Annotated in this window: 21 protein-coding genes; 15 read left to right on the top strand and 6 right to left on the bottom strand. The window is 60.6% G+C overall.

Annotated features, from left to right (window positions below; translation table 11 throughout):
- Positions 1–734 precede the first annotated feature (734 nt).
- Both visN and visR read left to right on the top strand, forming a co-directional pair.
- Complete coding sequence (gene visN / locus EFB14_RS30905) at positions 735–1,481, top strand: transcriptional regulator VisN (RefSeq protein ID WP_125842530.1); 747 nt, start codon at positions 735–737, stop codon at positions 1,479–1,481.
- Positions 1,482–1,490: 9 nt separating this feature from the next.
- Positions 1,491–2,237: a transcriptional regulator VisR gene (visR, locus tag EFB14_RS30900; RefSeq protein ID WP_126830458.1), complete on the top strand. Its 747-nt coding sequence runs from the start codon at positions 1,491–1,493 to the stop codon at positions 2,235–2,237.
- Positions 2,238–2,296: 59 nt separating this feature from the next.
- Here the strand turns inward: visR and EFB14_RS30895 are convergent, their stop codons facing one another.
- The 6 genes from EFB14_RS30895 to motA all read right to left on the bottom strand — a co-directional run bounded on the left by EFB14_RS30895 (position 2,297) and on the right by motA (position 7,598).
- Positions 2,297–2,740 (bottom strand): hypothetical protein, encoded by a 444-nt coding sequence (locus tag EFB14_RS30895; protein ID WP_125842534.1) that lies wholly within the window; start codon positions 2,738–2,740, stop codon positions 2,297–2,299.
- Positions 2,741–2,745: 5 nt separating this feature from the next.
- Positions 2,746–3,825 (bottom strand): flagellar biosynthesis protein FlhB, encoded by a 1,080-nt coding sequence (gene flhB / locus EFB14_RS30890; RefSeq protein WP_126830456.1) that lies wholly within the window; start codon positions 3,823–3,825, stop codon positions 2,746–2,748.
- A 227-nt stretch (positions 3,826–4,052) separates the two neighbouring features.
- Entirely contained in the window at positions 4,053–5,093 is a 1,041-nt protein-coding gene (gene fliG, locus EFB14_RS30885) for a flagellar motor switch protein FliG (RefSeq protein ID WP_125842538.1), read from the bottom strand.
- 28 nt (positions 5,094–5,121) lie between these two features.
- Positions 5,122–5,709, bottom strand: coding sequence for a flagellar motor switch protein FliN (gene fliN, locus EFB14_RS30880; RefSeq protein WP_126830454.1), 588 nt, complete (start codon positions 5,707–5,709; stop codon positions 5,122–5,124).
- Between the two features lie 65 nt (positions 5,710–5,774).
- The gene (locus EFB14_RS30875) at positions 5,775–6,725 is read right to left on the bottom strand and encodes a FliM/FliN family flagellar motor switch protein (protein WP_126830452.1); all 951 of its coding nucleotides are present in this window, start codon (positions 6,723–6,725) and stop codon (positions 5,775–5,777) included.
- Complete coding sequence (gene motA / locus EFB14_RS30870) at positions 6,726–7,598, bottom strand: flagellar motor stator protein MotA (protein ID WP_125842544.1); 873 nt, start codon at positions 7,596–7,598, stop codon at positions 6,726–6,728.
- 252 nt (positions 7,599–7,850) lie between these two features.
- Here motA and flgF point away from each other — a divergent pair, with 252 nt between their 5' ends.
- The 13 genes from flgF (at position 7,851) to fliP (ending at position 16,863) form a co-directional block, all read left to right on the top strand.
- Positions 7,851–8,585, top strand: a complete 735-nt coding sequence (gene flgF, locus EFB14_RS30865) for a flagellar basal-body rod protein FlgF (protein WP_125842546.1) — start codon at positions 7,851–7,853, stop codon at positions 8,583–8,585.
- Positions 8,586–8,667: 82 nt separating this feature from the next.
- Complete coding sequence (gene fliI, locus EFB14_RS30860) at positions 8,668–10,065, top strand: flagellar protein export ATPase FliI (protein WP_125842548.1); 1,398 nt, start codon at positions 8,668–8,670, stop codon at positions 10,063–10,065.
- 2 nt (positions 10,066–10,067) lie between these two features.
- Positions 10,068–10,607: a flagellar protein gene (locus tag EFB14_RS30855; protein WP_125842550.1), complete on the top strand. Its 540-nt coding sequence runs from the start codon at positions 10,068–10,070 to the stop codon at positions 10,605–10,607.
- A 172-nt stretch (positions 10,608–10,779) separates the two neighbouring features.
- Positions 10,780–11,172, top strand: a complete 393-nt coding sequence (gene flgB, locus EFB14_RS30850; protein WP_125842551.1) for a flagellar basal body rod protein FlgB — start codon at positions 10,780–10,782, stop codon at positions 11,170–11,172.
- Between the two features lie 5 nt (positions 11,173–11,177).
- Positions 11,178–11,594, top strand: a complete 417-nt coding sequence (flgC, locus tag EFB14_RS30845; protein ID WP_125842553.1) for a flagellar basal body rod protein FlgC — start codon at positions 11,178–11,180, stop codon at positions 11,592–11,594.
- A gap of 3 nt (positions 11,595–11,597) precedes the next feature.
- The gene (fliE, locus tag EFB14_RS30840; protein ID WP_125842555.1) at positions 11,598–11,939 is read left to right on the top strand and encodes a flagellar hook-basal body complex protein FliE; all 342 of its coding nucleotides are present in this window, start codon (positions 11,598–11,600) and stop codon (positions 11,937–11,939) included.
- A gap of 19 nt (positions 11,940–11,958) precedes the next feature.
- The gene (flgG, locus tag EFB14_RS30835; protein ID WP_125842557.1) at positions 11,959–12,747 is read left to right on the top strand and encodes a flagellar basal-body rod protein FlgG; all 789 of its coding nucleotides are present in this window, start codon (positions 11,959–11,961) and stop codon (positions 12,745–12,747) included.
- Between the two features lie 16 nt (positions 12,748–12,763).
- Positions 12,764–13,246 (top strand): flagellar basal body P-ring formation chaperone FlgA, encoded by a 483-nt coding sequence (gene flgA / locus EFB14_RS30830; protein ID WP_125842559.1) that lies wholly within the window; start codon positions 12,764–12,766, stop codon positions 13,244–13,246.
- Complete coding sequence (locus tag EFB14_RS30825; protein WP_125842561.1) at positions 13,243–14,364, top strand: flagellar basal body P-ring protein FlgI; 1,122 nt, start codon at positions 13,243–13,245, stop codon at positions 14,362–14,364. Before flgA ends, EFB14_RS30825 begins: the two co-directional genes overlap by 4 nt.
- Entirely contained in the window at positions 14,361–14,900 is a 540-nt protein-coding gene (locus tag EFB14_RS30820) for a MotE family protein (protein ID WP_126830450.1), read from the top strand. The genes EFB14_RS30825 and EFB14_RS30820 overlap by 4 nt, the downstream gene beginning before the upstream one ends.
- A complete protein-coding gene (gene flgH, locus EFB14_RS30815) occupies positions 14,897–15,613 on the top strand; it encodes a flagellar basal body L-ring protein FlgH (RefSeq protein ID WP_125842565.1) in 717 nt (238 codons plus the stop codon). Before EFB14_RS30820 ends, flgH begins: the two co-directional genes overlap by 4 nt.
- Positions 15,614–15,625: 12 nt before the next feature.
- On the top strand, positions 15,626–16,129 hold the full coding sequence (locus EFB14_RS30810; RefSeq protein ID WP_125842567.1) for a flagellar basal body-associated FliL family protein: 504 nt from the start codon (positions 15,626–15,628) through the stop codon (positions 16,127–16,129).
- Positions 16,126–16,863, top strand: coding sequence for a flagellar type III secretion system pore protein FliP (fliP, locus tag EFB14_RS30805; RefSeq protein ID WP_125842569.1), 738 nt, complete (start codon positions 16,126–16,128; stop codon positions 16,861–16,863). Before EFB14_RS30810 ends, fliP begins: the two co-directional genes overlap by 4 nt.
- Positions 16,864–16,933: the final 70 nt, after the last annotated feature.

Here is a 16,933-nt window from a genome sequence, read left to right as displayed (position 1 = left end):
GAAAAGTCGATCACCGCGTCGATCTTGCGAAGCAGGTGATCCTTCGGCACCAGGCTATCAAGCGTCACCATCTCAAGAGCCGTCTGGGTGGGGGCAGGTTTCTTCAACATGTCCCAATGAATCATAAGCCCCTGGACGGTGCCAGGGGTTTGTCAGCAGTCTGAAGGCCGGGCAACCGGCCTTTTTTCATGTCACGAGAATGTTATCGGCCTCCGTGAAGCAAGCAGGACCCATCGCGTTGCCCCAATCGAAGTCCCGAGAATATAGATGCAAAGTCTGTCGCGCAGTCACGAGTATTGCCCAGTTGAAAACTGCGGTTCCGCATGGTCGGGAAAAATGCCGAGGCCACATCGTGGCGACGTTACACGGCTCTCTTCCGATATAGCCAATGCCGGGAACATGAATAGGAATATAATGTCAGTTGCATTGACGTTGCGCTGTAGAAAAGACGGATAAGCTTGTAGAGGGTCACTCGCGTAAAACGCGAATCAAGTTGCGGTACAGCCAGAATCATCTTAGCCTCCCTTGTATCTTGAGGGGCGCAATTGGTGCTCGAATCAATGCATGGGCAGCAGCGAAAGTAAATCCCTAGAAGTCGGAGATGGTGATTTACACCGGCTGGCTTACCCTTAGGTGATTCGAAGTAGGATTCGAGCGGGACTTGAATTGAATCCTTTACACAAAAACTGCTGTTGCACCGAGTTAGATCGTTCCTCAGTCGCAGGAAATTGCCAATGGATATGAACATATTTCAGGCGAGCAGGGGCGAGGGGCAAATGGCGAATTTTATGAGCGTGGCAGCGCCGGCTCTATTGCCGCGCGATGAGCTGATCCAGCGCCTGCACGGTGTCGCCGACACTGGCAGGTTGCAGTCCGGGCTGCGGGCATTGACGGAATATGTCGGTGCTTCTCACTACCTGCTGGCGCGCTGCGACCTGATCCAGGAAAGCGGTCTCGACTTCATCGTTTCCTCGGACTGGCCCTTCGATCTGGTCAAGGACATCGCCAACGAACTGGTCAGCGGCTATGCTCGTTCCACCGAGCTGGAAAAATGCATGCAGGTCTTCCAGCCGAATTTCGGTCTTCTGCCCGACAATGCCGAGGTGCCCGATGGCGCCAGCCGCCAATATTGTTCGTTGACCTTCAATGTCGGCCGGTCGCGGCTCGCCCTGATGTTCCTGTTCGGTGAGGGGTTCATCCTTTCGCCGGAGCGTCTGCGGGATGTGGGCCTGTTGGCAGGCTATGTCGCGAGCTTCCTTCGCTGCGGCGGCACAAAGGTCGACCGCGATTTCGAATTGACGGACCGCGAGCTCGAATGCCTGTTCTGGATCGCCGAGGGCAAGACCAGCGACGAGATCGCGATGATCCTCGGAATCTCCCGCAATACGATCAACAACTACATCACCAGCGTGATGCGCAAGACGGCGACCAAGACCCGGTCCGAGGCCATTGCCTTCGCCGTCCGCAACAATCTCGTATAAGGAGGATCCATGGCGCATCCATCAGCCAGGACGATGAGCGGTGCGGAGCAGCTGCGCATGGTGCGTGTGAACAGGATTTCCAGCCGATCCGATCTCTTTCCGCGGCTGATCGCGATGCAGAAGCTCGCCGATGCTCAGGGGTTCGCTATCTATCGTGTCAGCGGCTCCGGCCTGCCGGCAAAGCAGCGCCTGGTCTGCGAGCTCGAGAACTGGGGTTCGTCCAATGCCGGTTTCGGCAAGGCGTTCACGGATGCCTATGGCGATATCCTCCTCGACCATATCGAAAAATCGCTGCTGCCGCTTTCATGGGCCGGCGGTTACGACCGTGCCGCACCCGGCCCGGCGGACTTCTCGCCGTTCATGACGCGGCTGAAGGATGGCATCCTGCTTTTCTCCGGCCTCGCCTTTCCGGTGCGGCTCGGCGCCGTCGGCAACGGCTTCATCCTTTTCACCGGCGATGAACTCGATCCCTCGAGCGATACGATCGTCGAGCTGCACGGCCGCTGCTGCCACATCATGATGGATCTGCTCTCGCTCGACGAGCGCCGCGCGGCTGCCGCCGAGGCGCTCAGCGAACGCGAGATCGCGTGTCTGCAGCTTGCCGGCGACGGCCGCATCAGCGAAGAAATCGCCGACAAGCTCGGCTTGTCCGTGCACACCGTGAACGCCTATCTCGGCTCGGCGACCATCAAGCTCGATTCCGTCAATCGCATCCAGGCGATCGCCAAGGCGATTCGGCTCGGCTATATCAGCTGAAACCATGTGCGTCCTCCGTTGTCGAAGGGCGCACAAATTTTCATTGTCGTGAAAGAAGGTCAGCCCGCCAGCGCCTGCGGCGGCTGGTTCAAACTGTAGCGTGATTCCCGAAGGCTCTTTTCCAGGAAGACGGTATTTGCGTCGGGATCGGCCGAGGGATCCTGGAAGGCGATGTGGTTGATCTCGATGCCGGCGTGATCTTCGGCAAGGGTGAGCTGCGCATAGATGGTGACGCCGCGCGGCTTGATTTCGAGATCGAGAACGACTTCGGGCTTGCCGCCCCATTCCAGCGTATAGTTTCCGCCCAGACCGAAATTCACGGTGCCCGGGTGAAAGAAAAGTTCGGCGGCCGAAGCGACGAGATCGGAAAGATTGCCGTAATACTCGAAGCGCAGCAGCGAAATAAGGTCAGAGGCATCCAGAAGGCGCAGTTCCGTGGCGACCGGGCTGATCGCATCTGCGAGGATCTTTTCACGCTGGGTAGAGTGAGGGCATTTTTTCATTAGGCTTATCTTACCCGTTTGTTCTTGGCGTCTGCGGCGTAGACCCGATGGATCAGCTCCGCAACGGCCTTATAGAAGACTGACGGTATGACACTATCGACCGAGACTTGCGCAAACATGGAGCGCGCGAGCGGCGGATCCTCGAACACCGGTATGCCGTTTTGCTCGGCGATCTCCCTGATCTTGAGCGCAATCAGGTCCTGCCCCTTGGCCAGCACGACAGGTGCGTCGTTTTCTTCGCGCGCATAGCGCAGCGCCACCGCATAGTGCGTCGGGTTGGCGATGACGAGCGTCGCGCGGTGCACGTTGGCGATCATGCGCCGTCGTGCGCGGTCGCGCATCAGCGAGCGCTGCCGGCTCTTGACGAAGGGATCGCCCTGCGCCTGCTTGTTTTCTTCCTTCACCTCGTGCCGCGTCATCTTCAGCTCGGTGAACCAGTGATGGCGCGTCCAGAAAAGATCGGCGATGGCGACGATCGCGGTGGCGATCAGCATGACGATGATGATCTTGCGCATCGCCGTCATCATCCGCACGAGGATCGTCTGCGGATCGGAGAACATCGCATCGATCGAGCTGAAATATTCGCTCCTCAGCACGAAGAACAGGATAACCCCGACGACGACGACCTTGAACAGCGATTTTGCGAATTCGATGAGGCCGGGCAGGCTGAATAGCCGCGTCCAGCCCTTGACCGGAGAGATGCGCGAGGCCTGCGGCCGGATGCGTTCGAGCACCGGCGTCGGCAGGTTCTGGAAGACGGAGGAGGCGATGCCGAACACCATGAACAGGATGAAGGCAGGCGCAAGCAGCGCCGCACTTGCCCAGCCAAGCCGAACGAAGAGCGCCAGAATATCCGGCCCCGTTTCGATCTTCCACTGGTCGGGCTGCTCGAAGATATCGCGCAGCGTCTCGGTCATGCGCCCGACGCTCTCCGGAATGAAGAACACCAGATAGATGAATGTGGCGAGGATGGTCGCGAAGATCGACAGTTCGCGCGAAAACGGGGTGTTGCCTTTCTCAGCAGCATCGGTTCGCTTTTTCGCGGTAGGGGCTTCTGTTTTGCTGTCCTTGTCATCATCTGCCAAGTCGCGGCCCTCCGTCAAAGAAAGAGGCGGCAGCTAATGCATGTCGCCCAAAATATGCAGCGGTTTTGGGCGACATGCATCAAAACAAAAACCTAAAGCGCGTCGCGGAACCGAGTTCCATGCGACGCGCTCTAGAGCGCAGCCTATTATGAGAAGGGTAGTCGCCTGTCGGACGGCGATCAACCGCTGCCTTTCGCCGGGCCTGATTTGTCAACAGTCTCGGAGAATTAGGCCGCCGCCGAGGCGTCGCCGGCCTTCTCCTTAAGCTCGATCTGGCCTGAATTGGCCAGGCGAATGGCTTCCTGTGCCACGGCGCGCCGCGCAATGGCGATCTCGCGCGGATTGATGCCGCCCATGCCGTTCTGCAGATCCGATTCGATCATGCGGCGCTGGCGAGGACTGATGGCGGAGAGAACCGATTCGCGGATCTCGGCAGGCGCACCGCGCAACGCGACGGTGAGCACATCCGTCGAGATGTCGTTGAGCAGCATGACGCGGCTGCGCTGCGGCATGTACATGAGGTCCTCGAAGAGGAAGATCTTCGGGCGGACCTTGTTGACCGATTCGCGGCTGATCGATTCGAGCGAGGTGAGCAGCGTGTCGACCTGCGGCTTGTCGAGCTCGTTCATGAGGTCGGCGACCTTCGTCGAGCCGGCCGCGTTGCGCTCTGCCTCGACTTCGGCAAGCAGCGTCATGACCTGGTTCTCGATGATCTGCGCGGCCTTCGGGCTGACGGTCTTCATGTTGACCGTACGGTTCATGATGTCGGCGCGACGATTGTCGGGAAGCTGCAGCAGCACCTTGGCGCCGAAGGACGAGGGCATCATCGAAAGAATATAGGCAACGGTCTGCGGGTGTTCGCGCAGCAGGAACTGGGCGACGAATGCCGGCTCCGCCTCGCTGAGGCGATCCCAGATCGAGGTCTCGTAGGCCTGGAATGCGGTGCGGCGGCCAAGCAGGCTGTCGACCTCGTCAGGCGTCAGGCCTTCTTCCAGAATGGCTTCGATCGCCTTGGCGTTGTCCATCAGGCCGGCGCCCTCGGTGAAGAGGTCCTCGAACTCGCCGACGAGCGACAGGAGTTCGTCCGGGGGAATGGCGCGCAGCGACTGGGCGGATGAGATAATGGTCTGTAGTTCGGCCTGGGTGAAATATTTCAACAGCCGGCCGGCGACTCCCTTTCCCATCGCGAGAAGAACAGCCGCCGCCTTTTCAGCCTGGGTCAACGGTTTCCCGGCTAGCGCGCCGCCGAAATCGTCAAAGTCCATCATGGTCTAACCTCTCCGTCCCACACAGGGATCAGGCTTTTTTCGTACTCAAAACTTCTATCAGTTTCACACCGAATCGGGTGTCGTCGTTATCAAGCACCGTAATCTCGCCGCGTGCAATCCTGCGGCCGTTCACCATGATCTCGACCGGTTCGCCGATCTTTTTATCGAGGGCGATCGTCGCCCCTTCATTGAGATTCATCAGGCCGGAGACCTGCATGCGGCTGGTGCCGAGCATGATCTGGACATCGATCGGGATGTCCATGATCAGGTCGAGATTGGAGGTCAGGGCGCTGCCGAGCGGAGCCGGCGAGGCCTCGAAGGAGGGGCTGCTGCCGAAATCCATGCCCGCAGCCGGGCTGGCATCGCCACCGCCGAAGTCGCCGCCGAAATCGTCGCTGCCGAAAGGGCTTTCCGAGGTATCGCCGCCGAACGGCGACAGGTCCGTTCCTGCAGCGAAGGCGTCGTTCTGCAGGTCATCGCCAAACTGCGGCAGGTCGCCGTCGACGTCCTTCTTCAGGACGCCGCGCAGATCGTCGATCGCCTGGTCGAGATCGGCCTCGCTGCCCGGAACGTCCAGGGGGAAGTCACTGTTCTGCTGTGTTTTCTTCGTAGCCATGAAATCACTATTCCAGTTGAAACTTGCCTCAAACTGCCTTTGCAGCCCAAAAGCCAGAGAACCGATTAATTCATTAAATGACGGATGAGTTCGTCATCCGAGTTCATCGTATCCTTGACGCGGACCATGTAGTTTTCGCCTGAACGCCCGAACTCGCACACATACAATTCCTTGCTGTTGGCGCTGACCTCGACGTGCACGTCGCCACGGTCGCGGAACGGAATGACGTCGCCGACCATCAGCTTCGATATCGTGCGCAGCGTCAGATCCTGCAGCCTGATCTTGGCTTCCAGCGTGACATGCGAGCGGCGGACCTGGTCGCCGAGCTGTTCGGTCCATTCCTGAGATTTGCCGCTGGATTGGCGCTTCGGTTTCGGCGGCGTCACCGTCGTCTTGAGCAGCGCCGTCTGCGGAACGATCAGGGAAAATTCCGAAACGATGCCGGCAAGCGTGATCGACATGTTGATGGCGGCAGCGAATTCGTCTGGACGGTCTTCCGGCGGCCGGGTGCGCGCCTCATGAGCGTGCGGGGCCGAAAGGCTCGGTTCGAAACCGCCAGGCGCGTTGACGGCCGAGCGCAGCACCTTGGCGATCTTGTCGAAGACCATGACCGCCAGGTCGAGTTCGATGATCGACAGCAGCCGGTCGGCCGGCTCCTCGATCGTGTCGGCCGTAGCGCCGAGGAGATGTTCCATCAGTGTGATGACGAAACCGTTGCCGCAGGCGACGGTGATGTTCTGCGACCAATTGCGCAGCGTCGCATCGACGAGCGTGACGTTCGGGCTGAGGTCGTCGATCAGGTGGTTCTTATAGCCGATCTCGCAGCCGAGATAGTTGACCGTCACGTCGAGCCCGGTTTCGCTCTTGATGACGTCGGGAAAAAATTCGCTGTAGATATCTCCGAAGGAACTGCAGATCTTGGCGACCCTGCCTCTGTCACCGAGCCCGCCCGTCAGCTTGGCGAGAAGGGCAGGATCCATTGCCGGTTTGTCGTGCGAAGCTTTGCTCATGGTCATTTAAGCCGCCTTGTTTTCGCCGCCTGGGTTCATCATTTCCTGTTCGACAGCATCGATGGAAGGACGCTCGTAAGCCGAGATCGTCTTGCGGCCATATTCGAGAGCGACCTGCGGCACCGACCCATTCATGTAGGCAAGCAGCGTCTGTTTGACGATGACGTAAAGGCGATGCTGCTTGCCGCGCACGACCTTGATCTGGGAGACCAGCGGCGAGCAGACGCAGTAGGACAAGAGAATGCCGAGGAAGGTGCCGACGAGCGCCGAGCCGATCAGGTGACCGAGCACCTCGGGCGAATCGTTGATATGTGCCATCGCCTTGATGACGCCGAGAACGGCCGCGACGATACCGATCGCCGGGAAGGAATCGCCCATGATCTGGATCGCGTGATAGGGCTTCATCTTGTCGTGCATGATGGTGTTGAGCTCTTCGTCCATCAGCGCCTCGATCTCGTGGCTGCGGGCGTTGCCAATGATGATCAGGCGCACGTAGTCGCAGATGAACGCGGTCAGTTCCTTGTTCTTCAGAACGGTCGGAGCCAGCTGAAAGATGGTCGATTCGGCCGGATTGTCGATATGGGCTTCGATTTCGTTTCGTGACTTGGTGCGCAGGTCGCGCATCAGCGAATAGAGCACGCCGAGCGTATCGAGATAATTGCGTTCCTTCGGCACGGCGTGCTTGAAGGCTTCGCCGAGCGCCTTGCCGGAGTCCTTCACGACCTTCATCGGGTTCGCCATGATGAAGCTGCCGAGACCAGCGCCGCCGATGATGAGGAATTCGAAGGGCTGGAACAGCGCGTTCACCTCGCCGCCCATTGCCATGAAGCTGCCGACGATACAGCCGCAGACAACAATAAATCCGATAATAATATTCATCGTCAGCCCAATCCGAACGTTGCTTTTCTTTGAGACGGATAAGGTTTCTGCCTTGCGTGAGGCTGATGAAAAGGCCGGTCGCGGGGCATTTGCCCGTGCCAGCTTCGCGCAAGCATCTGCCGTCAGTCTAAAGGAGACGAATGGGCGTCCGCGCCCGTTTCTGAGATGCCGCCTCAGCGAAATTCCGGCCGAACCAGACAAACGAGCCCGGCTTTTCGTTCCGTTCATCGCCAATGCTTGGAGCTTACCGACATGCAATCCGGTCTTTATGTTTCTCTGTCGTCGCAGATGGCTCTGGAAAAGCGCCTGAACACCATCGCAGACAACATGGCGAACGTGAACACGACCGGATTTCGCGCCACCGAGGTGAAGTTCGACGAGATGGTGGCAAACACCAAGAACAAGCTGAACACCAAGGTCGCTTTCGTTTCGCAGGGCAACGACTACCTCAACGAGCAGAACGGCGAACTGCAGCACACCGGCAACATGCTCGATTTCGCCATCAAGGGCGATGCCTGGTTTTCGCTCGATACGCCAGCCGGCCAGGTACTGACGCGGGACGGCCGCTTCACGCTCAAGGACACCGGCGAGCTCGTCTCGATCAGGGGATATCCCGTTCTCGACGCCGGCGGCGCGCCTATTCAGCTCAACACCAAAGGTGGCGAACCGGCCGTCGGCACCGACGGCATCATCTATCAGGACGGCCGTCAGGTCGCCTCCCTCGGCCTGTTCGAAGCGGATGTCAGCAAGGGTTACCTGCGTTACGAAAACAGCGGCATCATGACCACCGAGCAGCCGCGGGCCGTGGTCGACCGCTTCAATGTCGGTGTCGAACAGGGCTATCTCGAAAATTCGAACGTCAACGCGATGCGAGAGATCACCCAGCTGATCGAAGTCAACCGCGCCTTCGAAAGCGTCTCGTCGCTGATGCGTGATAGCGAGGATTCATTCAAGGAAGCCGTCCAGACGCTCGGGGGCAGCCGCTAATGCATCTCGCCCAAAAATGTCCGGCGGGTTTGCGAGAACGGCATGATGCCGCACGCGATGTGTTTAGGGCGGGATTTGAAGCATGAACACCACGCTGCTGTCCGAGGATAGCCTTTCCCCGAAGCTCGCGCATCTGGCAGACCTCGTCGACCGATACGTCTCACCGGAGTTTGCCGTTGCCCATGGCGGCCGCGTGCAGACCATCGCCGCCGGTCACTATACCGTCCGCGGCCTATCCCGCCACGTTCGCCTCGGAGAGTTCGTGGCTCATAAATCGGCCACCGGCATCCATCTCGGCGAAGTCGTACGCGTCGAGCCGGAATTGATCTATGTCTGCCCGATCGAGCCGGGCGAGCCGATCGGCATCCACGATACGGTCATTCGTAAGGGCGCCTTCCGCATTTCACCGTCGGATAGCTGGTGCGGACGCACCCTCAACTCGCTCTGCGAGCCGATCGACGGGCTGGGTCCTATCACCGAGGGGCTCGATCGCCGCTCGATTTCCAATACCGCGCCGCCCTCGATGACCCGCAAGCGGGTCGAGACCGGCTTCAAGACCGGCGTGCGCGCAATCGACATCTTCTCGCCGCTCTGCCTCGGGCAGCGCCTCGGCATCTTCGCCGGTTCCGGGGTCGGCAAGTCGACGCTGTTGTCCATGCTCGCCCGTGCCGATGCCTTCGACAAGGTGGTGATCGCCCTTGTCGGCGAGCGCGGCCGCGAGGTGCGCGAATTCATCGAGGACACGCTCGGCAGCAATATGAAGAAGGCGATCGCCGTCGTCGCCACCAGCGACGAAAGCCCGATGCTGCGCAAGATGGCGCCGCTGACGGCGGTCACCATCGCCGAGCATTTCCGCGACAAGGGCGAAAACGTTCTCTTCATCGTCGACAGCGTCACGCGTTTCGCCCACGCAATCCGCGAAGTGGCGACCGCCTCCGGCGAGCCGCCGATCGCGCGTGGTTATCCCGCTTCAGTCTTCACCGAACTGCCGCGCCTTCTGGAACGTGCAGGTCCCGGTCCCGAGGGTGCCGGCACCATCACGGCGATCATCTCGATCCTCGTCGACGGCGACAACCACAATGACCCGATCGCCGATTCGACGCGCGGCATCCTCGACGGCCATATCGTCCTGCAGCGCAGTCTCGCCGAAGAAGGGCGTTATCCGCCGATCGATCCGCTCGCCTCGATCTCGCGTCTTGCCCGCAAGGCCTGGACACCGGATCAGGAAAAACTGGTGTCGCGGCTAAAGGTGCTGATCCACCGCTTCGAGGAAACGCGTGACCTGCGCATGATCGGCGGTTACCGCCAGGGCGCCGATCCCGATCTCGACATGGCGATCAAGCAGGTGCCGATCATTTACGACGTCCTGAAACAGTCGCCGGGCGACCGCGACGCGCCCGATGCCTTTGCCGATCTCGCCGGCGCGCTCAAGGCCGCAGCCGGTATGGGCAATCCGGGCGGACCCATCCAGAGGAGATAGACGTGGCTGAATTCGACGACGAACGCATCGCTTCCCTGAAGCAGCGCAGGAAGACTGCCGTGCTGGATCGGTTTCTGACCTTTGCAGGCCTGGCGCTCGCCGGCGCCTCCGCCTTCTTCCCCTGGTACGTCTTCTTCAACGAGGACAAGTTCGGCATCCATGTCGCCGCGAGCGGCAATTCGCGCGAATTGCCGGATTGGCCGGCCCGCAACGTCTTCAGCGTCTCGCCGCTTGCCATGGTCAACAAGAACGAAGGAGACAAAAAGGCTCCACCGATCGATCCGCTGACGACCGCGACGGTCTCCGATCTCGGCAAGGAGCGCGACGGCGGCGCGATAGAAGATCAGCCCTTCCCGGGCAAGTCTCCCTTCCGCCTGCTGCACGTCTCCAATGGCCGGGCGCTGATCGAGGATCCCTCGGGCATGTATGTGGTCCGCATCGGCTCGATCCTGCCCGACGAAAGCCGCCTTGCGGCTCTTGAGCAACGCGACGGAAAATGGGTGATCGTTACCTCCAAGGGCGACACCTACCAGAACAATTGAACCTGCTCGCAGGTAACGAAGACCACAGGGGCTCCGCCGCGAACCGGCTGGAGCCCCCGGTTTTTTTAGCGGTCTGCGGCATTCGCCGAAAAGCGTCTCAAAGCCTGAATTCCCGTAAGTCCCACGCAAGATTACCTCACTAGGTTCGGGACAGTAAAAACGGAGAGTTCTCATGCAACCGATCCAACTTTTCGACTTGGCTTCGCGGCAGGCGGAATGGCTGACGATCCGTCAGCAGGTTGTTGCCGGCAACATCGCGAATGCCAATACCCCGAAGTTCCATGCCAAGGATGTCACGCCCTTCGACGCGGTGCTCGACAAGTCCGACATCACCATGGCGCGCACCAATCCGGCCCATCTCAGCGGCAACGATTTCAGCGAGAGCGGCGATATCGACGTCAAGGACGCTGCCCTCGACCAGGAAATCGGCATCCAGGAATCCGGCAACACGGTCGGTGTGGCCGAAGAGCTCTCCAAGTCGGGTGATATCAAGCGCCAGTACGATCTCAACACCTCGCTGGTCAGTTCCTTCAATCGAATGATGTTGATGACCGTCAGGAAGTAATTGTCATGGATCCGCTTTCAGCAGCTATGAAAATCGCCGGTTCGGGGCTTGAGGCGCAATCGACGCGCCTGCGCATCGTCTCGGAAAACATCGCCAACGCCCGCTCGACCGGCGACACGCCCGGCGCCGATCCCTATCGCCGCAAGACGATCACCTTCGGCCAGCAGATGGACCGCACGAGCGGCGTCGAGACCGTCGACGTCAAGAAGGTCGGCGTCGACGAAGGCGAATTCAGCACCGAATTCGACCCCAGCAATCCGGCCGCGAACGAAAAGGGCGTCGTCAAGCTGCCGAACGTCAACATCCTGGTGGAGATGGCCGACATGCGCGAGGCCAACCGCTCGTATGACGCCAACCTGCAGACCATCAAGCAGACCCGCGACCTCATTTCGTCCACCATCGATCTTCTGAAGAGCCAATAATAAATGATCAGCAGCGTCCAGAATGTCAGCAATCTTTCGATGACCCGTGCGCTTGGCGCCGTCGACACCGAAAATTCCGCCTCGTCGTCTGCGGCCACCATGCCGGGCACGGCGGGCGCCACGAACGGCCTGAGCTTCGCCTCGGTCATGGGCAACATGGCGACCGACGCGGTCAACAGCCTGAAAGGCGCGGAAAGCATGTCCTTTGCCGGCATCAAGGGCACGGCGACGACGCGAGAAGTCGTCGATTCCATGCTCCAGGCCGAGCAGACGCTGCAGACCGCGATCGCCATCCGCGACAAGGTCGTCTCGGCCTTTCTCGATGTCACCAAGATGCAGATGTAACTGATTTGAGGACGAACACATGAGAGCGCTCGCCATCGCAGCAACGGGCATGGATGCCCAGCAGACCAATCTGGAAGTCATCGCGAACAACATCGCGAACATCAATACGACGGGCTTCAAACGCGCCCGCGCCGAGTTCACCGACCTTCTCTACCAGACCGAACGCGCCAAGGGCGTCGCCAACCGCGCCAACCAGGCCGTCGTTCCGGAAGGCGCCAATATCGGCCTCGGCGTCCAGACCGCGGCGGTCCGCAACCTGCATCTCCAGGGCGAACTCACCCAGACCGGCAACGACCTCGACGTGGCGCTGATCGGCAAGGGCTTCTTCCAGATCCAGTCGACCGATGGCACCACGCTCTATACCCGCGCCGGCGCCTTCAACAAGAACGACAAGGGCCAGCTCGTCACCATCGACGGCTATGAAGTCCTTCCAGGTATTACCATCCCGCAGGGCTCCACCGAACTGACGATCAGCCGCTCCGGCCAGGTGTCCGCCAAGCTGCCCGGCCAGACCACTCCGACCACGCTCGGCCAGCTGACGGTTGCCGACTTCGTCAACGAGGCGGGTCTCCAGCCGATCGGCGACAACCTTTTCCAGCAGACCCCGGCATCCGGTGAGGCCGTCATCGGCAACCCTGATGAGGAAGGCTTCGCCTACATGAAGCAGGGTTACCTGGAATCCTCGAACGTCGACCCGGTGAAGGAAATCACCGAGCTGATATCGGCCCAGCGCGCTTACGAAATGAATTCCAAGGTGATCACCACCGCTGATGAAATGGCCTCCATCGTCAGCAAGAACCTGAAGTAAAGGGAAGGGCCGAAACATGATGTTTTGCCGGGCAGGACGCATCTCAGGATGGGTGGCGGCAGCCACGATCGCAATCGCGGGCATTGTTTTGCCCGCGGGCGCGGACGCCGGCATGGGCTATGCCGTCGTCCCGACGACGATCATCTACCCCGGCGACACATTGTCGGGCAGCCAGCTTCAGGAGGTCGAGGTCACCAACCCCAACCTTGCCGGAGATTACGCCAAATCGATTTCGCAGGTCGAAGGCCTCGTCTCCAAGCGCACGCTGCTGCCGGGCCGCACGATTGATGTCTCGGCCTTGCGCGAGCCCTATACGGTGACGCGCGGCTCCTCGATTCGCCTGGTCGTCTCTCTTGGCCCAATGACGATCTCGGCGGCCGGCACACCGCTTGAAGACGGCGCGACGGGGCAGCTCATCCGCGCGCGCAATATGGATTCCGGTGTCATCGTCAGCGGCACGGTGCTTGCGGACGGCACGGTCCATGTGAGGGCAAAATGAAATTGTTCTTCCGTTTCTTGACCCTTGTCGCGGTTCTCGCCATGAGTTTGGCTGATGTCGCGCCCGCCTGGGCGCTGACCTCCCGCATCAAGGATATCGCTTCCCTTCAGGCCGGCCGCGACAACCAGCTGATCGGCTACGGTCTCATCGTCGGCCTGCAAGGGACCGGCGATGGCTTCCGCTCCTCGCCCTTCACCGAGCAGTCGATGCGGGCGATGTTGCAGAATCTCGGCATCTCGACCCAGGGCGGCCAATCCAACGCCAAGAACACGGCGGCCGTGATGGTCACCGCCAACCTGCCGCCTTTCGCAAGCCCCGGCAGCCGTATCGACGTGACCGTGAGCTCGCTCGGCGATGCGACGTCGCTGCGCGGCGGCACGCTCGTCATGACCTCGCTCTCGGGCGCCGACGGCCAGATCTATGCCGTTGCGCAGGGAGCCGCCATCGTTTCCGGTTTTCAGGCGCAGGGCCAGGCGGCGACCGTGACCGAAGGTGTCACCACCGCCGGCCGGGTGCCTGGCGGCGCGATCATCGAACGTGAACTGCCGTCCCGCTTCAAGGACTCGGTCAATCTCGTCCTGCAACTGCGCAATCCCGATTTCTCCACGGCGACCCGCATTGCCGACATCGTCAACGGTTACGCCTCGCAGCGTTTCGGCGGGCCGGTCGCTGAAGCCAAGGATTCGCAGGAGGTGGTGATCCAGAAGCCGCGCACGGCCGATCTCACCCGGCTGATGGCCGATATCGAAAATCTCATCGTCGAAACCGACACCCCGGCCAAGGTTGTCATCAACGAGCGCACGGGAACGATCGTCATCGGCTCGGACGTCCGCGTTTCGCCGGTCGCCGTCAGCTACGGCACCCTGACGGTCCAGGTCACCGAGACACCGCAGATCATCCAGCCCGAACCCTTCTCGCAAGGCAGGACCGCCGTCCAGCCGCAGACCGATATCGCGGCCCAGCAGACCGGAGGGCGCGTCGCCATCATAGACGGTCCCGACCTCAGGACCCTCGTCGCCGGTCTCAACAACATCGGCGTGAAACCGGATGGGATCATCGCCATTCTCCAGGGCATCAAGTCGGCGGGCGCCCTGCAGGCGGAGCTTGTACTGCAATGAAGACGATCATGAATGCAGATATGACGGTCCTGAAACTCCTGCGCCGGCTGGCGCTGCCGGCGGCAGGCCTTGTCCTGCTGTCGATCCCCGGCGCCTTCGCGCAGGAGCACCCGGAGGGCGACATCACGTCCCAGGACGAGATCAAGCAGTTCTGCACCAATATCGCCGATCCCGCCCGCGACCAGCGTTACCTCCTGCAGAAGCAGGAGCTGGAAAAGCTTCGCGCCGATATCGACGCCCGCATGGCCGAGATGGACAAGCGCAAGGCCGAATACCAGGACTGGCTGAAGCGGCGCGACGATTTCCTGAAGCAAGCGGAAGCCGGCCTCACCGAGATCTACAGGAAGATGAAGCCGGACGCGGCCGCAATCCAGCTGCAGGACATGAAGATCGAGGTAGCGTCCGCCGTGATCATGCGTCTCGGCCCGCGCCAGTCGAGCCTCATCCTCAACGAGATGGACCCGCAGAAGGCGGCGGCCATCGCCAGTGTCATCGCCAGTGCGTCCGATCCCAATACGTCGAAGGATCCTTCATGAATATGCGTTTCCCGGCCGCGATCGCCGCCCTCGCACTCCTTGCAGGCTGCCAGACTCCGACGGCAGTCAGCGAGATCGGCCGCGCGCCCGCCATGAGCCCGATCGGCAGCGGCCTTGCCTACGGCCAGACGCCGCAGATGGCGCTTTATCCGAAGCAGCCGCGCGCTGTCGCGCAAGGTTATTCGCTGTGGAGCGATTCTCAGGCCGCTCTCTTCAAGGATGCGCGCGCTCTCAACGTGGGCGACATCCTGACCGTCGATATCCAGATCAACGACAAAGGCTCCTTCGACAACGAGACCAACCGCAGCCGCAAGAATTCGAGTGGCATGAACTGGGACGTCAACGCCCAGATCTTCGGTTGGACGCCCCAGTCCAAGACCGACCTGACCTATGGCTCCGACACCAGCACCGACGGCAAGGGCAAGATCGAGCGCACCGATAAGCTGACCCTTCTGGTCGCGGCCGTCGTTACCGGCATTCTCGAAAACGGCAACCTGGTCATCTCGGGCTCGCAGGAAGTGCGCCTGAACCAGGAACTGCGCATCCTGAACGTTGCCGGCATCGTGCGTCCGCAGGACGTCAACGCCGAGAACCAGATCTCCTACGACAAGATCGCCGAAGCCCGCATCTCCTACGGCGGCCGCGGCCGCCTGATGGAAGTGCAGCAGCCTCCGCGCGGCCAACAGGCCGTCGATCTTTTCTCGCCGCTTTGAGGCTGAACGACGATGGCAGATCTAGACGCAGCCGCAGGTCAAACGAAGAAATCCGGCTCGCTGATGACCATCATCGGCATCGCGGTGCTAACCCTCGTCGGCGCCGGCGGAGGCTGGGCGGTCGGCACGATCGTCGCGCCCAGCATCAAGGGTGCCAAGGAGGCCGAGCAGGCCAAGGACGCTGAAGCCAAGAAGAAGGCCGAGGAAGGCCTGGCGCGTATCTCGACCAAGGAGAACAACGTCGTCCAGCTCGAGCCGATCACCTCGAACCTCGCCTATCCCTCAGAGAACTGGGTCCGACTCGAAGTCGCGCTGCTTTTCAACGGGCCGCCGGATGTCAAGATTTCCGAGGACATTCATCAGGATATCCTCGCCTATATCAGAACCGTTTCCCTTCAGCAGATCGAGGGGCCGCGGGGCTTTCAATATCTCAAGGATGACATACAGGAACGTGTTGACCTTCGCTCGAAAGGGCGAGTATCGAAGGTGATGTTCAGGACATTTGTCATCGAATGATTCGATTCATAGTTTTCCTTGCCGTCATGATGGCGGTACCGGAGCTGGCGGTCGCCCAGCAGCTGCCGACCAATTTATTGAACGTGCCGGTCGATGGCTCGGTCGCCGCCTGGATCATCCGCACTTTCGGCCTGCTGACCGTTCTTTCGGTCGCGCCGGGCATCCTGATGATGGTGACGAGTTTTCCTCGTTTCATCATCGCCTTCTCGATCCTGCGTTCGGGCATGGGCCTGTCCTCGACGCCCTCCAACATGATCCTCCTGTCGCTGTCGCTGTTCATGACCTTCTACGTCATGTCTCCGACCTTCGATCAGGCCTGGCAGAACGGCGTGCAGCCGCTGCTTGCCAACCAGATCAACGAGACCGAGGCCGTCCAGCGCATCGCCGAACCCTTCCGCACCTTCATGTCGGCCAATACTCGCGACAAGGACCTGGCGCTCTTTGTCGATCTGGCGCGTGAACGCGGGCAGACCATCCAGACGACCAATCCGATCGATTATCGTGTGCTGATCCCGGCCTTCATGATTTCCGAGATTCGCCGAGGCTTCGAGATCGGCTTTCTCGTCGTGCTGCCGTTCCTCGTCATCGACCTCATCGTCGCGACCATCACTATGGCGATGGGCATGATGATGCTGCCGCCGACCTCGATCTCGCTGCCTTTCAAGATTCTCTTCTTCGTGCTGATCGACGGCTGGAATCTGCTCGTCGGCAGCCTGGTGCGTTCGTTCAGCTGATGAAAGCGCGGATGCGCTTGAGCATATCGCGCAAAGTGCGCAGCAGTTTTGTGATCGCAACGGCAGAGAC

Source organism: Rhizobium fabae, from assembly GCF_003985135.1.
Taxonomy (GTDB): Bacteria; Pseudomonadota; Alphaproteobacteria; order Rhizobiales; family Rhizobiaceae; genus Rhizobium; species Rhizobium pisi.
This window is presented reverse-complemented; position numbering and strand designations above follow the sequence as displayed.